General features: G+C 40.4%; 11 protein-coding genes. 2 read left to right on the forward strand and 9 right to left on the reverse strand.

The annotated features are described in order from the left end of the window. Positions 1-320: 320 nt before the first annotated feature. Both M2273_RS03910 and M2273_RS03915 read right to left on the reverse strand, forming a co-directional pair. Entirely contained in the window at positions 321-2,285 is a 1,965-nt protein-coding gene (locus M2273_RS03910; RefSeq protein ID WP_429393241.1) for a c-type cytochrome, read from the reverse strand. A gap of 12 nt (positions 2,286-2,297) precedes the next feature. Then, positions 2,298-4,136 (reverse strand): family 16 glycoside hydrolase, encoded by a 1,839-nt coding sequence (locus M2273_RS03915; RefSeq protein ID WP_429393243.1) that lies wholly within the window; start codon positions 4,134-4,136, stop codon positions 2,298-2,300. A 690-nt stretch (positions 4,137-4,826) separates the two neighbouring features. Here M2273_RS03915 and M2273_RS03920 point away from each other — a divergent pair. Next, positions 4,827-6,752 (forward strand): FG-GAP-like repeat-containing protein, encoded by a 1,926-nt coding sequence (locus tag M2273_RS03920; RefSeq protein WP_429393245.1) that lies wholly within the window; start codon positions 4,827-4,829, stop codon positions 6,750-6,752. Positions 6,753-6,915: 163 nt separating this feature from the next. Here M2273_RS03920 and M2273_RS03925 read toward each other — a convergent pair whose 3' ends face one another. Next, positions 6,916-8,310 carry an FAD-binding oxidoreductase gene (locus M2273_RS03925; RefSeq protein WP_429393248.1) on the reverse strand — a complete coding sequence of 465 codons (1,395 nt, stop codon included), beginning with the start codon at positions 8,308-8,310 and terminating at the stop codon, positions 6,916-6,918. Between the two features lie 298 nt (positions 8,311-8,608). Continuing rightward, positions 8,609-9,469 (reverse strand): universal stress protein, encoded by an 861-nt coding sequence (locus tag M2273_RS03930; RefSeq protein WP_429393250.1) that lies wholly within the window; start codon positions 9,467-9,469, stop codon positions 8,609-8,611. A 600-nt stretch (positions 9,470-10,069) separates the two neighbouring features. Here M2273_RS03930 and M2273_RS03935 point away from each other — a divergent pair. After that, complete coding sequence (locus tag M2273_RS03935; protein ID WP_429393252.1) at positions 10,070-11,092, forward strand: class I SAM-dependent methyltransferase; 1,023 nt, start codon at positions 10,070-10,072, stop codon at positions 11,090-11,092. A 65-nt stretch (positions 11,093-11,157) separates the two neighbouring features. On the opposite strand, the gene M2273_RS03940 is transcribed toward M2273_RS03935, so the two are convergent. The 5 genes from M2273_RS03940 to M2273_RS03960 all read right to left on the reverse strand — a co-directional run bounded on the left by M2273_RS03940 (position 11,158) and on the right by M2273_RS03960 (position 18,747). Further along, positions 11,158-12,027 (reverse strand): glycerophosphodiester phosphodiesterase family protein, encoded by an 870-nt coding sequence (locus M2273_RS03940; protein WP_429393255.1) that lies wholly within the window; start codon positions 12,025-12,027, stop codon positions 11,158-11,160. A gap of 10 nt (positions 12,028-12,037) precedes the next feature. Further along, complete coding sequence (locus M2273_RS03945) at positions 12,038-13,576, reverse strand: RagB/SusD family nutrient uptake outer membrane protein (RefSeq protein WP_429393258.1); 1,539 nt, start codon at positions 13,574-13,576, stop codon at positions 12,038-12,040. Between the two features lie 93 nt (positions 13,577-13,669). Next, the gene (locus tag M2273_RS03950) at positions 13,670-16,939 is read right to left on the reverse strand and encodes a TonB-dependent receptor (protein ID WP_429393261.1); all 3,270 of its coding nucleotides are present in this window, start codon (positions 16,937-16,939) and stop codon (positions 13,670-13,672) included. A gap of 143 nt (positions 16,940-17,082) precedes the next feature. After that, positions 17,083-18,087, reverse strand: coding sequence for a FecR family protein (locus M2273_RS03955; protein WP_429393264.1), 1,005 nt, complete (start codon positions 18,085-18,087; stop codon positions 17,083-17,085). Between the two features lie 72 nt (positions 18,088-18,159). Beyond that, a complete protein-coding gene (locus M2273_RS03960) occupies positions 18,160-18,747 on the reverse strand; it encodes an RNA polymerase sigma-70 factor (protein WP_429393266.1) in 588 nt (195 codons plus the stop codon). Between the last annotated feature and the right edge of the window lie 141 nt (positions 18,748-18,888).

Below are 18,888 nucleotides of genomic sequence, written 5' to 3' on the forward strand. Positions count from 1 at the left end.
ATATTAGTTAAAAAACCAATAAATGATTCGGTTAATGTAAGTGCCCGGGCATCCTTAAAAGGATGAATTTCCGGTTATGTTAGCAGGGTGAGCGAAAGTGATAAAAACCTTTATTATTACATTATTATTCAGGTAACATTTTTGTTAGCGGTATAAACAGTAAGGTAACTGAACAATATTGTTACAAGTTTTGCATAGTAGAGCCTTCCGGAACGTACAATCAGTATCCGGTTCATTCATTATAGAAAAAATTACATAGGGCAGCTAAAATTTAGCTACCCTATGTAATTTTAATGTTTGCCATTATAATTATAATATAATTATTTAGCAAGCGATCTGATCCAGAGCGCAATTTTGCGGGCTTCCTGCACAGGCACCTGTGGCATTGGCGGCATCGGGGTTGAATAGTCGGGCCAGTGTTCGGGTTTTGGGTTACGGATCAGTTGTATCAGCTCGTTTACACTGTATTTACGCTTAGCCACATCAGTATAAGCCGGGCCAACCTGGCGCTTATTCACGTTATGGCACGATAAGCAGGTATTTTTTGCCAGCAGCAGCTTAACTTCCTCAAATTTTGGAATTGCGTTATCTGCAACAGCTACTTTCGAAACAGAAGCCACTGTTTTGGCTGATGAACCTTTTTTAATATTAGCGGATTTAGTTACTTTTTTTGAATTAACTGTGCTTACCTCTGCCATCGACAATTTTTGGCCTTCGGGAATATTATTCAAAGTATAATAAGCTATAGGATGCACCAGGTTAAAATAGTTTTCTTTATTGCGGATGCCACTAAGTGTAATGGTATGTATATAATACCTGCGCAAATTATTGACGATCAACCTGGCTTTTAAACCATCTTCTGATACTTTAACACCTGTTATCGGGCATTTTGCAGTATTTACCGGCGGGCTTCCGTACACACCATGGTACTTATAGATATAACTTTCTACCGAATACGATGCGATATCCGCAGCTACTTTTTTATCAACCGGTTTGGTAAACTCAATCTCAAACCCATCGGGCATGGCACGTATGGCCCTCATTTCAAACGGAACTTTGTTATTCCACACCAGGCGCTGCAGTCCCATGGTCGCTTCGCCGGCAGATCCCCATCCACGATTGGTTTCCCCTGTTGCCAGTGAACCATCGGGCAGCCAGGCCAAACGTACAATTCCCGACTGAAAACCGCTTCTGAAAGCCCAGGCAGCACCCTGGTATTCGCCGTTAACCTTCTCTAAAAAAATACGGTCAACCATACTTTGGCCCTGGTCGCACACCAATAACTGGCCTGCAAACGGCCCGAAAGCCCCTTCAGGTATTTTCACAATTTCGGAGTTGGATATACCCAATATGCCATGCGGCAACCAAACAGCGGGTAATTGCAGTTCGGGAATTTCCTTTTTAGCTTCAAATTCAGTTTTAAACTTTTCATTCACCACATCCTGCGGTTTTACAGGCTGCCCGGCCTTATCAAACTCCAGCCGCGGATTGTTTTTCGCAAAAAACTGTTCGGCTGTAAGCTTTAATGGCGAGTTTGGCAAATTCGTCCACACCAGGCTTGACGGATGGCCCATAAAGGCACCCTTTTTAACCTGCATGATACTGCCTGAACCAACCCAGTCACCCTGGTTATCGCTGTACCAGAGTTCACCATCAATCATACTGATACCACAGGGCGACCGCATACCTGCCGCCCAGGGGGTAACGGTGCCATCTTCTTTAATATTCAACGTCCATCCTCTCCAGGGCACAAAACTTTTAGGGTGCCACCAATCCGGCGGAAAGCCGAGGTTTAACGTAACAAAAAAGGAGCCATCGGGGGCTATTTTAGGCCCAAAGCTGTATTCATGGTAATTACCGGATAATGGCCATGCATAAATGGTTTCAAAAACATCGGCCTTGCCATCCATATTGGTATCAACCAGTTTGGTGAGCTCGCCGCGTTGCACAACATATAAGGCGCCGTCCTTATAGGCAGCTCCCAACACCTCATGAAGTCCCGACGCGAACTTGCGAAAATAAGGATGCTGACTGGTTGGGTTCTCCACTATAAAAATATCGCCACGACGCGTTGTTACGGCAAGACTACCGTTTGGTAAGGTACACAAACCGCCCACCTCCAGTATAGTACCTTCGGGAGCAGGTATCTTCATGATCTTAAAATAATCATCCTCTTTTGCTGATTCGGCCTGAGCATAAATTTTTTGACTGCCCGCTAACAGGATAGCAACGCTTAGTATAATTAACGAAAACCTGTTTATCATTTGTTTTAATGTATAATTCATGACTAAGGCGGCTTAAAAAATGATAGAATAGGTTAATTTCTTTTGGATCGGGATAATCAATTCCTGCCTGCCGCCTACGTTACGGATCAGCGGTTTTGCATCGCCGGCATCATCTATCCGGATATAATAGGATTTATTATCAACTGTGTACAACCCATTTTTAAGCAGCTCAATGGTATTACCATCGGCCAGGTGCATAAATAAGTTATCCGCGGGGTTCTGCACCGTTACTTCCCGATGAATCCCCTGCCCTTCTGGTAAAACCGTACTGGCATCATTAACCAACGAACCATAGATCATGTATCGGAAAGCCGGTCTGTCGTTTCCATCTAAAATATATCCTTTCGGTTTATAACCCGTACCAACGGTATCAGCAGCCCAGCCGGCTTGCGTATTGGTTAGTTTTTCAATGGCAGGAACAGGTTTACCCAAATATTGCACTGACCCTGCGGGAAGCGATGAGCCATCGCCCCTTTCATGCCACATGGGTGTGGCATCCAAAAAACCGCCGCGCCAAACCTGCACTATCATTCCTTTATCCAGATCATAGGTATAATGTACCTGTTCCGTACTACCTACATTTACGCCATGCGTTACCCTGATACCACCAGGCAAATCAGTAAAACTCCGCAGAATGGTATTGGCAGTAGCATTAATCAGAATGGGGTCAATCGGATCGTTTGAACTTACATTGGCATCGGTCAGCAAATACTCGCGAATACCCGGTCCGGCAACTATAAGCCCTAAAGCCGGTTTAGCCCAGTCGACAGTTTTGGCATAAAAAAGGTCAACTGGCAGTTCGCCAGGTTGCAGGCTTATTTTGCCAGTACCTTTGTTTTCGGCTATGGGTATCACCGTTTTCTGGCTAATACGCAGAGCACCCTTACCGCCGGGAACACTCAGTTTAAATGTATATTCACCGGCTTCTGTTATTTTGATAGTGCCGGTATAGTGCATTAAAAAATCATTCGTTAATTTCCCCTGATTTGATGACAATATCGACGCATTGCCTTCTGTAACGGGTTTTAAGTTCTTATAATCAGGTTCAGCAGCAAAACTACCTTCATATATGCTGTATTTTAAATTAGATAAGGTGGGGTTCGGTTTATCAAAACTGGTAATGCTGATATTTTTAAAGGCCACTGCGCCATGATCGCCCTGCAGGCGTAAAGGGCCCGATACGTCTTCCTTATTGTCAAAAGCCCCACGGGTTGGCCCGGACAGCTCCACATTATCCTGTATTAAAACCCCATTTAACCATAGGTACAATATTTTTGCATTGCTTGTCTTTTGTCCCTTATTATCAAAACGCGGCGCCTGGAACGAGATCCTGATGTGTTGCCATAATCCCGGCGCACGGCTAGCATTTTGTCTTGGTGCATGACCGTCATAACCTTTTTGCCCATCGGGTTTACTTTCGTCCCAGCGTTCATAAATACCACCATTATCTCCTGATTTTGGGTTTACAGTTCCCCAACTATCCAACAACTGAATTTCATAACGGCCTTGTAAATAGATGCCCGAGTTTGATCCTTTAGCCATCATATAATCAAGCTCAAGGTCAGCATCACCATAAACAGATTTGGTGTACAGATCCTTTGCCCCTTTCTTATCGGGCAGATTTACTAAGATCCCTGTGCCATCTGAAGTGCTTAATACCTCATCCTGTAGCAGGTCGGCCTGTACATTAGCTGCAAGTTTCCAGTTGGGTGATGGATCCTGAAAAAAAGAAAGATCATTTAGCGGCACGGTGGTTTGTGCCATAAGTGCCGGGCACCACATAAGGCAAGCTATCAGCGTTAAAAAGCTTTTACTGCTAAAGTTTACAGCGGGATACTTAAAAAGATACATTTGATTAGGTTATAATTTGGTTTATCAGATCAAGGGCAGCTACTTCCTGTTACAGCATTTAACATAAGTAATCCCTTAATACGACGCAAAATAGCAAATTACTCAATCGATTGCATAAATTCATTTAAAAAAAGTAAAACGCCGGGCTAATTACTTCCGCAAACTCTATGAACGGCTGTTTGGCTGGGAAACCGAAGCACTACCTATCGGTTTGCTATTAACTAAAAAATTATGTATCAATCCTTCAAATCATTCAAAAATGGTTCGGGGTCCTTCCCTTTATAGATTTCTCCCGGCCTTATATTTTCATTTTGGGGCTGGAAGTAATATACCTCTGAAATAAAAATATAGCATAGGTTATAAAGGTTAACATTTTCTTAATTGTTGATTGTTACACCCTTTTTAATTTCGGCAAACTTTCAAAATATTAACAAATAACTTTCATATGGTTTTTTTTTATTAAAATTTATTACATTAGTACTTTACAAACTTTAAATACTAATCATTTTATTTCAAAAACTAAAAGGTGTAAAAACGCTATGGCAGGATTATATCAAGAATACTGAGTTGCTTTTATGCTAAATTAACGCTGATAGAGATTTTGCCACTCAGCAATTATTAGCCTGCTTTTATAAACAGACCGACAAATTACAACCTGAATAAAAAAAGTCACGAATCAAACCAATCAATATGAAAAAACCAAACCTAAACCAAAAGAGCATTAAAGAAGTGCTGTTTAAAGATCACGCTCCCCGTTACCATACACACGGTATATTGGAGAAAACATTTTTTTTCTTAACAGTTATTTTATGTTTCTCAGCGTGCAATAAAACAGAACTGAGAAAAGCAATTGAACCCGCAACTCCAACTTCCTCTTCTTCCCCGTTACGCACATCAGCATTAACAAGTACCGATCAGATCAAAGTAATGTCGTTTAATGTCAGAGGTAATAGTGCTTCGGACCCGCAAACCATGGAACAACGGCAAGGCAATATCCGTCAAATAATTGTAGACAATACGCCTGATGTTTTTGGGTTACAAGAGTTTTCTGAAAATAATTTTGAAAACTGGTTTATGCCTCAAATGGCTACGTTAGGTTATAGCGTATATTTTAATGAATCGGCAGGGTTGGGATCTCCCAAAGTTATTTTTTATAAAACCAGCAGGTTTACTTTGCAGAGCAGTGGTACCTTTTTAATCGATCCTTTAAGAACTGGTACCTGGGTCATTTTATTAGATAATGTAAATTCCAACAAGTACTTTTTCTGTAACAGCCATTGGTCGCCTGAAGCTAATAATAATGAAAGGATTACTAATGCGCAGGCAGTAATAACCGCGGTTCAAACCAATAATCCTGACGGATTGCCAGAGGTTGTTTTTGGCGATTTTAATTCTGCGCCAGGTACAACTCAAATTTCAAACCTGAAAAATGCACTTGGCGTGGCCGATGCACTTGGCGATAGTGATGGCGATCCAACATTTCACGGTTGGGATGCTACCGGTGATGCAAAAATTGACTGGTTAATGTGCAATAAGAGTTTTGCCTATACATCCTTCCAGGTTATCACTACAAGTTATGGTGGCTTTTGGCCATCAGACCACTGGCCTGTAATGGCAACTTTTATACCTGCAATTTTTGGTGCTCCGCATACGGATACTCATGGGTTAAGCGCAAATCCTAATACAAAATTCTTTTTTGCCGATGTAAATGGCGATGGGAAAAAAGATAAAATTTATTGGAATTCTACTTTTGACGGCGGTAAACCTCAGATTTTTCTGTCAAATGGCGATGGCACTTTTGCAACAACTGCCGTTGCACATGCTGCAGGAGCTTCGGCCCTTACCACTACCAGATATTATTACGCTGATATAGATGGTGATGGAAAAGCAGATGAGATACTATGGGACCCAACATTGAACTCAGGCAAAACAATGGTTTATTTAGCTACAGGCAGTGGTAATTTTAGCGCCACCGCAATCAACAATACGCAGGGAACCAGTGCAGGAACCACTACAACCTACTATTTTGATGATGTGAATGGCGATGGTAAAGCCGATAAAGTTTACTGGAACGGTACTGTTGATAGCGGCCATACACGTATCTACCTGGCTACAAGCGGAGGTTTTTTTAGTAATACAGTAATCTCTAATACTGATGCCGGGATGAGCACTACAGGCGGTACATTATTTTATTTTGCTGATGTAAATGGTGATGGGAAGGCGGATAAAATAATGTGGCAACCAACACTAAGCTCCGGGAAACCTATGGTTTATTTATCCAATGGTGATGGTACCTTTACCGCGTCTTCAACGTTCAGTAATTCAGGAGCCTCAAGTGCATCGGCAGGTACAACATTTTATTTTGCTGATGTAAATGGCGATGGCAGGGCAGATAAAATATATTGGAACCCCGGGAATTATTCAGGTAAAATAAAAGTTTATTACTCGCAGGCCACCAATGTGTTCGATGGCCCGGTTTATTCATTATGGGGGCTTTCAGCAAGTTCAAGTACTTATTTTTATTTTGCCGATATCAACGGCGATGGAAAACCAGATCAGATTCGCTGGAATTATGGGGAAGCCAGCGGCGCATTAAGTAATTATTTTGCAAAGTAAATCTTACAAAATAGCCTGGAGTTATTAATTAAACTAATAAATGAGTTGTAGTAAAACAGGGTGTATCATGATCTATGATACACCCTTAAACTGAATCCGAATTATTTGTATAAAACCACGTGGGTGTAAAATTCAGAACACCCCGGTAAAACGTTCGAGAGTTTTAATCCATGTGAACATGTAATGCGGGTTTAATATTCTGGTTTACCCTAAACAAGTTATCCGGATCATATTTTGCTTTAATAGAAGCTAATTTTTCATAATTATCTCCATAAGTCGCTTTAACCCTGTCTTCTCCTTCTTCCATCATAAAGTTCACATAAGCACCACCTGCCGAATAGCCGTGTAATGCTTCCCAGTAATCCTTTGCCCATTTACTTATCTTATCATTATTAGCAGGATCGGGATCAATCCCTGCAATTACCATGGCCCATGTTGCGCCGCGATAACTCCATGCGGTATCCTTATTACTTACCCTGGAAGCAACCCCATTAATTGGATACAGATGCATAGTTGAAAGTAAAGTAGGTAATTGAGTTCCAAATTTTATGTGTTGGTCAATCGCCTCGCTACTCAACTCATTTACAAAATCAGCTTTCCAATACCAGTTTAATCCGGGTGGCAACAGTGCATCAAACATACTGTTTAATGCCGGAACAGGCAGGGGACCTACAAAATCAAGGGCTGGCTTTTTAAAATTACGGATAGGCTCAAAAACCTTTTCAGCTTTTTCCATGTCACCGCTGTAGCACCACACTACGCCGCACATATTTTTTGTATGCAAATGTTCCGGAAAAGGAGGTCCGGGCGGAACACAAAGAAAAGCAAAAAACCCATTAAGCTCATCAGGAGCACTTTTAATCAGATCCTGATACCATCTTAATACATCTTCAGTTTCATCCAATTCCCATAGCATCGGCCCGCCATATATAGTACTTAGCGCATGCAACCTGAATACAAACGAAGTAACCACACCAAAGTTGCCACCACCACCGCGAAGCGCCCAGAAAAGATCTTTGTTAGTTGTTTCATTGGCCTTAACAAAGCTTCCGTCGGCCAATACTACATTTGCTTCAAGCAGATTGTCAATAGCAAGACCATACTGCCGTGTAAGATGCCCAAGGCCTCCGCCCAGAGTAATCCCCCCTATTCCCGTGGTAGAAAAGATTCCGCTGGGGGTAGCCAGGCCAAATGCATGTGTGGCATGATCAACATCACCCAAAGTACAGCCCGCTTGTACCCATGCCGTTTTTGTATCAGGGTCAACATTAATACCCTTCATCTGCGAAAGGTCGATTACCAAACCATTATCGCATATACCCAGACCACCACCATTGTGGCCGCCACTTCTTATTGCTGTAAGCAGATCATTTTCTCTTGCAAAATTCACTGCCGTAATAACATCGGCTACGTCTGCACATTTAGCTATTAATAAAGGGCACTTGTCTATCATACCATTATACACTTTGCGTGCAGTATGATAATCGTCATCATGAGGCTGAATCAGCCTCCCGCGCAGAGCCTGTTTCAGATGGGTGATTTTTTCTTCCGGTAACATAACTTTTTTATTTAAGTTGATGAAAAAATATTTAAACCACGTAGTAGTTCCAATACAAAAACTTAGATTAGTTCATGGCAATGTACCTTAAGAACAATACATATTCCGGCATCGTTACATATCGGCTTTAATTGGTTGAATTGAAACGCTTATATAAATATATGGATAACAAACTGATTTTAAAACCTTTAAATAATGATAGATTTTATTTATTGACAGCCATCTTCAAAAATAAAATGGGGCGGTTTAACATGATGTTTATGCGTTCGTTTAGTGCCCGAATGTCATAACCATACGCTTATTTTTCGGCAGGGTAAATCAATAAAGGAACGGCAATATGACCAGCCATTTTTTCACAATGGCTGCTTTTCAACAATTTATAAAAAAAGCTGTGCGGTCTATGTATCATCACCAGCATATCAATTTGCCCATGTTCACATAACCAGCTCAAACCTGTTTCTATATGACCGTTTTTTAAACCTCTATAATAGATATGCGGATAATTGGCTTTATTGGAAACCTGCACCATAAAGTGGTCTATCTTTTTTCTTAGTTCAGGTGCTGGCTGCTGTTCACTGTAGATATGCGTCAATAAAATCTTTGCGTCCAACAACTTAGCCAGTGGTATTAAATGATATAAACATTCCAGGTCACTTTCCATATGTGTGAAGTCTGTAGCGAAAGCGATCTTCTTAACAGGCAAAACAGGAGTTTCAGGCGAGATCAGCATTAAGGGTTTGGTGGTAGTATCTATCATGTTACTGCTATGATTGCCTAATAAAAAATGGCCTAACCCGCTGCTGCCATGTGTCCCTATGACCACCAGGTCAACCGAATGGCTGGAGATTACACTTTGAATCACATTGGTCATTATGCCCGATTCACTTCTACATATAATACCCGGTTTAAAGCCCTGTTCATGATCTGCACTTTCAAGGTGAGTTTTTAAGTGTTGTAATTCTTTTTTGCTATCCATTAATAACAATTCAGATTCCTCCATCGGCCAGACAACCAATCCTGATTGCGGCATTTCTGCCGGTATTATTACTGCATTGCACAGTATTATATTGGCTTTTATCTGCTTAGCCAGGATATAACCATACTCAGCCGCATGCCTGGCATTGGCTGAAAAGTCTGTTGCAAAAAGTATTGTTTTCATGATATTTGAATATTAAGCTGAGCAAACTTTTATACCTAAATAATGATACTGTTCATGCTCCCTGATGATAGTGATCTATAATACTTTAAGATCTAAAATCCCTGATGATTCGCATTAATTATAATATATAAGTTACGGTTAATTTTGAAATAGTCAAAATTGGGAATGTTGCATATTTGTAACGTGGAATGTAAAAAAAGTCCTTTGGTTTGCTACCAAATTATGTAATAGAATGTTGCTAATTTGATGGGGCAACACCTGCATTAAAACCATGCAGATTTATGAAAAAATATGGTTCATAATAAAAGCTTTCCAACTCCTGAAGTTCAGGTTTCCCCTCGCACTTATTCTATCTCTATTATTCACCTTTTACAGAATCATTAATAAAAAAGATTGATTTATATATAATTTCCATAAATTTAAATTATGCATTACTGACGTGAGGACATTTAAAAGTTGTCAGTATGTATTCCTAATACGCATTCCATCGTTTTAGGATTAAATAAACCCACCTTATCTTTTAAAATCAGGAAAATACACAACAAGAAAGCTTGCAGTTCTGTTGCTTAAGAATTTATAAACCAAATAAACTTAGATGCAATGTTATTACCAAGATTAAAAAATGACGGAATCCCTGAATTAACTCTTAACACGCTTCAACGAGAAATGAAACAGCAAGTTGAAGATAAGATCAAACGTAATATTTACGAGTTTGAAGAGGCTTACTGTATTATATGTTCCTCGTCAGATTCGGAATTAATTGGAGAAAAGGATAGGTATGGGTTCTATTATCCCACCAGGATATGCAAAAGTTGTGGATTAATATTTACAGCGCCCCGCATGACTCAAAATTCATATAACAAATTTTATAATGATGAATACCGTAAATTATACAACGGCACATCAGTTCCCAGCCAACAGTTTTTTTTAAATCAATATCATAAGGGCTCTAAAATATATGATTCCATTACCTCACATGACTTACTTAATGATGGCACATCCAAATTTGTTTTGGAAGTAGGATGCGGGGCCGGTGGGATTTTGCAATATTTTAAGCAAAAAGGCCATACCGTTAAAGGGATTGACCTGGGGGATGAGTATATTAATTTTGGGCGCCAGGAACATGGGTTAGATTTAACAACAGGCATGCTTGACACGATTCAATTGGACAAACTGCCGGATCTAATTATTTATTCGCATGTTTTAGAACATTTGCTTGATATAGAAAAAGAGCTTAAGCTAATTAAAAATATATCCAATGAAAATACTTTGATATATATAGAAGTGCCTGGAGTTAAGCAAATTGACAAAAATTATAAAATGAACATATTGACTTATTTTCAAAATGCTCATACCTATCATTTTACCCTAACTTCACTAATAAATTTGTTTAATAAACATGGTTTTGTACCTATTTATGGTGATGAGTATGTAAGAGCTGTTTTTAAACCGGGCGTATCGCATTCAAAAGAAGTAAACGATTTTAAACCGGCTGTTGGCTACATAAAAAGACTTGAAAATTTAAGGCATTTTTATAAGTTCACCCCGGCATACATAAAAAAAACAAAATTAAAGAGAGGGGTAAGTAAGATTTTAAATTTGCTGAGGGGAAAGAAAAACTAAAAGCATACTTATACATAAAACCTTATTGAGATGGCAGGCCATCTCAATAAGGTTTTAGAGACCTATTAATTATGCAGGCCCGCTTGCTTAAGGTACTTTAGCCATTCTTCGGGAAGATTAGTTTGAATGACGTTTACATATTTTGTTTTTGTCAGTAACGCTTTAAAACCGGTGTGCGATGATAGCTCAAGATCATCATATACCCCAAGTGCATTACTCCAAACTCGTACATGCTGATCTCTTATTTTTTTCATTAAGGTATCGCTGTAAAATTTTTCATCTATGTGGATCACTTTGGCAATTTTCATGTCGAGTATTTTATTAACATCGTCCACTTTATACGCGCGCGGCATAATTTTAACATCAGGGTTTACTGCATGCACAAGCGGTGCATATTTATACTGATATAGGAAAAACAAAACCTGGTTGGTAGTTTGCGTTTCTTCGATAGTTTTATAGGTTCTTTTTAAAGCATCCTCATCGCCCAACTTAAAGTCAAGGTCAACCAAGATTTTCCCTTTTGCCATTTTTAGTACCTGCTCTAATGTCGGCACTTTTTCATCAGTTGGTTTACCATCTTGTATTAAACGCAGCTCCATTAATTGCTGGTAGGTAAGATCGGCCAGGGCACCCTTTCCGTTTGTTGTGCGGTCTACTTTACCATCATGCATAATAACCAGTACATGATCTTTAGTTTGCCGGATGTCAACTTCGGCAATATCTACACCGAGCCTGATGGCTTCCTGAAGGGCTCCCAAAGAATTTTCAGGATAATGTGTGTGTGCTGCCCGGTGAGCAGTTACCATGATCTGTTCGGGATGATTGACAAATACGTCAGCCAATACGTCGGCCCTGGTTTGAGCTTCAGCCAGTTGTATCATAAATAAGGTTGATAATATGCCTGCGAAGAGGCTGTTTTTTAATATAGTTTTCATAATGATAATTTTAATAACCTGGGTTTTGTGGAAATTTTATAGTTGAAAGATCAATTTGTGATTGAGGAATAGGGCGAACGATATACATATCTTTTATAGCTGATGAATTGGGATTGTATTTTTTTACCCGTTCTACCAGTTTCCCGGTTCTGGCCAGGTCCATCCAGCGTTTTTCTTCGCCTCCTAATTCTCTTGCGCGCTCATCCAGTATCTGATCCATAGTTAGCTCCACAGCAGACAGCATGGGCATAGTTGTACCCGGTTTGGCGGCCCTTGCCCTCACCTTGTTCAGGTATACCACTCCCTCGGCCGGTTTACCGGCAAGCAGCAGTGCTTCGGCAGCGGTAAGGTAGGTTTCAGAAAGCCGGTAGATGAAGAAATCCTTGAATCCGGCCAGATCCTGTACGCTTGCCCTTGTGGGGTCGTCATGTTTTTTGATGGCCCAGTGCATATTATCAGTATTGGGTGCTATTTTTGAAGTTACACCCGGGCTTATCTGCCATTCTACTGTATCACCTATAGCTTTGCCTTTGGGAAGTGTCGCGGGATTATTATAAGTCCATACGTAACGGAAGGTAGCTTCAAAGCGGCTATCATTCGGATTAAAAAGATTACGAAAAAATTCAGTAGGTCTGAAACGGGTATACGGACGACCACCCTGGTTTAAATCACGCTGTAAACCGGGAAACTGGTCATAGGCGGGCGTAAAAAAAGCATGTCCCTGGTTACCATCACCATTTTGAAGTATATCTTTGGTGTATTGTGCAGCAAAAACAATTTCAGCGTTTTGCTGGTTATCGTACCTGAAAATATCGGCATAAGAATCCAGCAATTTATAGGGCCCTGATTTGATAATGGTTTCGGCAGCATCCGCCGCTTTCTGATAGTCCTTTTGCATCAGTAATATGATAGCCAGCTGTTGCAATGCCGCCCCTTTTGTTACTTTGCCATAAGCGTCGGCCGTCCAGCCCAGGTTATCAACCGCGTATTGGGTATCTTCATTCATCAGTTTCCAAATCTCTTCTTTGGATGTACGTACAGCTGCGGTATTTACGCCTTTTGTTTCGGTTGTGGTTAATACTACACCTCCAAACTGCACTGTAAGCCAATAATAAAAATGCGCCCTTAAGAAACGGACCTCGGCTTTGTATTGTGTTTTCACGCTTTCGGGCAGACCAGCCTTGTCTGTATACGCCAATATGGTATTGGCCGCGTTAATACCCTGGTAACAATCATACCATAATTGTGCAAAATAGCCTACTGACGAGCTGGTTTGGCTATCATAAGCCTCCAGAAATTTATAACCGCCATCTTTACCATGCTGAAAAATATCGGTACCCATGGTGGTGAGAGTAAATCCTACCTGTGAACCGTAAAGGGCTCTTAATTTTGAATATACCCCATATACACCATCCCGTATTCCTGATGGTGTGGCAAATAATATCTCTGGTGTGGCCTGTGACACCGGTATTTCATCCAGTTTACAGGAAGAACCCAATGCGATACCTCCCACACATAAGGCAACAAAAAGTTTTTTTATAATTTTCATTTTAAAATTGTTTTAACGGTCATTATGTTGTGCTAAGCCTGCATCCATTTCTTTTTTAAGCTTATGTACTTCATGACTTTATTGATTAATATTTTAAAAAGAGGCATTAACCCCTATAGCATACATTTTTGTAGAAGGATAAAGCGCACGTTGCCCGGTTGATTCAAATTCCGGATCATAGCCTTTATAATCCGTTATGGTAAATGGATTTTCGGCAGATACATTGAGGCTCAGGGCGCTTAACTGCAGCTTTTTAATCCAGGCCAATGGAAAGTGATAGGTAAATGTCATGTTCTTAACCCTTACAAAACTCACATCTTTATAAGCCAGCGTTGAGCCCAGAAAAACACCTTCCTGGTTTTTATCAGGCCGCGGATTTTCATTGGTTGGGTTTTCAGGTGTCCAGTAGTTAACATTAAGATTGTTGTACCTGCCGGCAAGCCTATTATTGTTATCATACCATTGCGAATAAGTTAAGTAGTCCTGACGCGTATGTAATACAACCGACAGATCAAACCCTTTATAAGAAAAAGTATTGGTTAATCCCCCTATCCACGCAGGCGTATAAGAGCCGAGGATCTGGCGGTCATCAGCATTATATTTCCCATCATGATTGGTGTCTTCAATTTTAATTCCACCAACTGCAAAACCATTTTGTTTAGCTACCGCGGCTTCATCAGTTTGCCAGATGCCAATTTTTTTGTAGTCATAAAATACTTTAATAGGATGTCCTATAAACCAGCTGTTTCCAACAATATCCTTACCATCGCCCAGCAGTTCGGTAATCCTGTTTCGGTTTCTGGAGAAATTAATATCAGTCTTCCACCGGAAACCATTATTGGAAGAGGCTATGTTCACCGATGATAAAGAAATTTCAAGACCGTTATTTTGTGTTGACCCTATATTTTCAAGTACCGAAACAAATCCGGTGCTGGTAGGAATACTGCGGTCAAGCAACAAGTCGTGTGTTTTGGATTGATAATACTCAATGGTTCCGGTAAGGCGGTCATTCCAGAAACCAAAATCAACCGCGCCATCGATCTGGTTGGTGGTTTCCCATTTCAAATTTGGATTGGAAATGCTACCCGGTAAAAAACCCGGCGCGCCGGTATCGCCAAAAGTATACGATGTTTTTTGCAATACACCAAATGTTTGATACGGAACAATACCCGTATTACCTGTGCTGCCATAACTGGTTCTGAGCTTAAGTGTGGAAACAAATGAGCTTCTCTTTAAAAAATCCTCGTCAGATATTTTCCAGGCTAATGCGGCAGATGGAAAAAAACCCCATTTATGCCCAGGGGCAAAACGAGATGAGCCGTCGGCCCGTCCTGTAACGGTAAGCAGGTAACGATCTTTATACTGGTAATTGATACGGCCCATGTAAGATGCCAGGCCCCATTTTTGATAATCGCTGCCTACACCGATAACAGAGCCGGCAGTTGCCAGGTTATGATAAGTTTGCGATTCGTAAGGCAATTTGCTTACACTGGTAAAAGAGGAGTTGGTTACCTGGTTCTGATAACTTTGAACTGCTGTTGCTGTAATATGATGATCGTGGCCAAACTGTTTATCATAGTTCAATATGTTTTCAACAGTGATTGAAAATATATTGGTTTCGTTGACACCCGCTGTTGATGAACCGCCTTGGTTTGCAGTGGTTAAACTTCCGTTAAATGTGCCGCCATTTGCAAATTCGGCATCGGGGCCAACATTTAAGCGATAGCTTAACGCCGGAGAGAATTTATATTCGCCATAAATACTCGCGAACACCCGCGTACGATAACGCTCATCCAGCGATGCGTTAATATCATATATCGGGTTAACACGCTGGCCCTCATCATTATTTGGCCTGAAAAGCAAGTTTCCCTGGGCGTCATAAGGTACACCCAATGGGTTTAGTCTCAGGGCGTTGTCAAACACATCGCCGCTGGGCACGTGCTGAACCGAACGACTTGCAAAGGATGAGATCCCGGCCTTTAGCTTATCACTTATGCGATGGTCAACATTTATACGGAAAGACCCGCGCGTATAATCAGATTTATCAACAATACCGTTCTCCTTAAAATAATTGGTTGAAAGGGCAAACTGGGTTTTATCTTTACCCCCGCTGATAGAAAGCTGATGGTTTTGTTTGTTACCCCTTCCATAAATCACATCCTGCCAGTCAGTGCTCCGTCCCGTAGCGATAGATTCAAGAGCGATATTGTCAAAAATATCTTTATCCTGAGGATATGCCCCTTTGGGGTCAGCTGTGCGGTTAGCTTCCCGGCGTAGTTGTGCAAACTCCTGCCCGTTCATCAAATCCAACCGGTTGATGGTAGATGTTACACCATAATAAGAATCGTAATTAATATTGGTTTTACCGGTTACCCCACGTTTGGTGGTAATTAACAATACGCCATTAGATGCCCTTGAGCCATATATGGCAGTCGCGGAAGCATCTTTCAGAATTTCGATAGATTGAATATCGGAAGGGTTTATATCGTTAATAAAACCCTCAATTGCCGGAATCCCATCCAGTACTACCAGCGGAGGATTATTTGCCTTCATTGAGTTTTGCCCACGGATCTGGATATTGATCGCCGCACCGGGTTCATTGCCACCATTAAACACATCAACCCCAGCTGCCTTGGCTTTTATAGCCTGGAATGGATTGGTTGCGGGTATCTGCTTAATATCTTCTGCATTAACTGAAACTACGGAACCTGTTACATCACGCTTTTTCTGTGTACCATAACCAACAACCACAACCTCTGATAAGGACGAACGCTGAGCTGCCAGCATGATAGTCATATGATCCTGCGTAACTGCAACCAACTGCGTTTTGTAACCTATATAAGAAACTATCAGCGTTTCACCATAACCGGCGGTTAGTGAAAACTTGCCGTTTGCATCGGTAGATAAACCATTGGGCTTATCTTTTAACCGGATAGCCGCACCAACTATGGTTTCACGGGTGGCAGAGTCAATAACTTCACCACTGATTAAATGTGGCGTGCCTATATTAACCGGATTTCTTTTAACGGCAATTTGTTTATTAATAATTTTAAAAGATAAATGATGCTTTTCGCCCAGTTTAGATAAAACCTGCCCCAGTGGCAAATTAACAAAGTTTAAACCTGTTAGCTCATTGATATCTACCTCTTTAGATGAATATACAAATTGATAGCCTGTGGCTGTTTCAATTTTTTTAAAGCAATCGGCCAGGCTTAGTTTTTGTGCCTTAATGTTAATTGCAACACCTGAAGAGCCGGTGGGGGCCGGGCTGTTAGACGATAGCTGACAGAACGCACTGTTGCTCAAAAATAGAGACAATAGAAGAACAAATACAAAATCCTTGTTTTGTATGATAATTTTCATAATTTTTGTTTGGATTAATTTTATAATTAATTAAGTTTCCGGAAGCTTGAGACCTTCGGGAAACTACTCAGGAGGCACCCTATAAGCAGGGTGCCTTTCTTTTCATTTTAGTTTCTATTTCATATTTAAATCATTATTTACTGTTAGCATCCTGAACCATTAATGATCACCACCTGCCCGCCTTTGCCGTTGGTTGTGATTTTATAATTAAACCTGAGGGCAAATTTCAGGGCTTCAAGCACCTGGGTAACCGACTCGTTAGTGAAGTTTGCATTAACCCTGCAATTTTTAAATAGCTTTTCATTGTAGCTTATGGTAATGCCATATTTACGGGCTATACTGTTAAATGCTTCCGGAAGCGGTTCTTCCTTAAATCTCAGTTCATGATCTTCCCAACTGGTTACCAGGTTAGAGTTAAAGGACTCAATGGAAGTTTTACCCGTTTTTTTATCTACTGTCAGCATTTGCATAGGCAGCAAAGCCAAATCATTAAGAGCATGTTGGGTATTGGAAATCAACACCTTTCCTTTCATAAGCGCTATGATAATATGATTTTCATTTGTAAATGCCTTTATGTTAAATACAGTACCAACTGCCTTTGTAGCGTAGTTATTGGTGTGTACAATAAAGGGGTGGGTTTTATCTGATTTTACTTTAAAAAGCGCCTCGCCGGTAAGGTAAACCTCCCGGGTTGGTTCTTCAAACTTTGAGGGAAATGATAAGGTGCTCCCAGCATTTAGTGCAATATGGCTGCCATCGGGTAAATCAAACTGTTTAATTTCCCCGTTTTGTGCCGTAATGCTAACCATGTCGTTTTTGAAACCATATATCAGGAGTACTACGCTTAAAGCCAGACCGGCCAGTATCGCCGCAACAGCAAAGTATTTTTTATAAAGACGAATTACAGGAATGGTCTTACTTTCGGCTTGTTCTGCGATGCGGTTTCTTAACAGCGTAAGCCCTCTGTTGAGGTCATATATATGTTCGTTATCCTGTTTGTTTTTTTGAAGCCAGGTTTCATTGATTTTAAGAAACAGCTCTAAAAAATATTCCTGTTCTAAATATTCATTCAACTGATCGGTTTCCTGCAGGGTTGATTCACCACTCAGGTACTTTGTGGTCAGTATATAAAAAAGATCTTTATCCATAATCACTCCTATAGACAGTGATCCGAAAAAAAATCAACTACCCGAAGCGATTAACAAAAAGCTATCTTTTTGTTAAGATAATGTAAGGAACACAAGCGCTAAAAACAGCAGGTTGTTTTGTGGGGCATTTTCTGCCAGTATCTTTATAGCCTCTACCATATGGTTTTGAACAGTATGTACGGATATTCCTAAAATATCGGCTATTTCTTTATATCTGAAACCCTCTATTTTATTCATGCGGAATATGATCCGTTTTTTTTCGGGCAGGGCATCAACCAGTAAATTAACCTCCTTTAACAGGTCATTAAAAGTAAGCAGTTGCTCAGGTCCCAGGTTATTATCGGGCATTGTTTCGGCATAACTTATATCGATATGCTCAACTCTCTTTTTCTTTAAATGATTAAGCGAATGATTTCTGACTGCAGTATAAAGATAAGGTCGTGCTTTATCAGGTACGTTCAAATTAGCCCGGTTAAACCAAATGGTACAAAATGTATCCGCAACCAATTCTTCTGCTATAGCATGATCTTTAACAAAAGTATGCGAAAACGTACAGAGCCGCTGAAAATAACGGTCAAACAGGTATTCTAAAGACTGGTCATCGCTGTAAACACAAACCTGTTCAAGCAAATATTCATCACTCACATTATTTTTATGCATATGACGATTCGGGCGGATTTTGATAAAATCAAAGGTAGCTTAGGTAAGTAATCCCATTGTTAAGTTACAATTAACAGATAAGGAGCTTTCTATATTTTGATATTTTGACGAAAAAGACATCAACGCGCAAAGCTTAATCAG

Source organism: Mucilaginibacter lappiensis, from assembly GCF_050433765.1.
In the GTDB taxonomy this organism is placed as follows: domain Bacteria; phylum Bacteroidota; class Bacteroidia; order Sphingobacteriales; family Sphingobacteriaceae; genus Mucilaginibacter; species Mucilaginibacter lappiensis_A.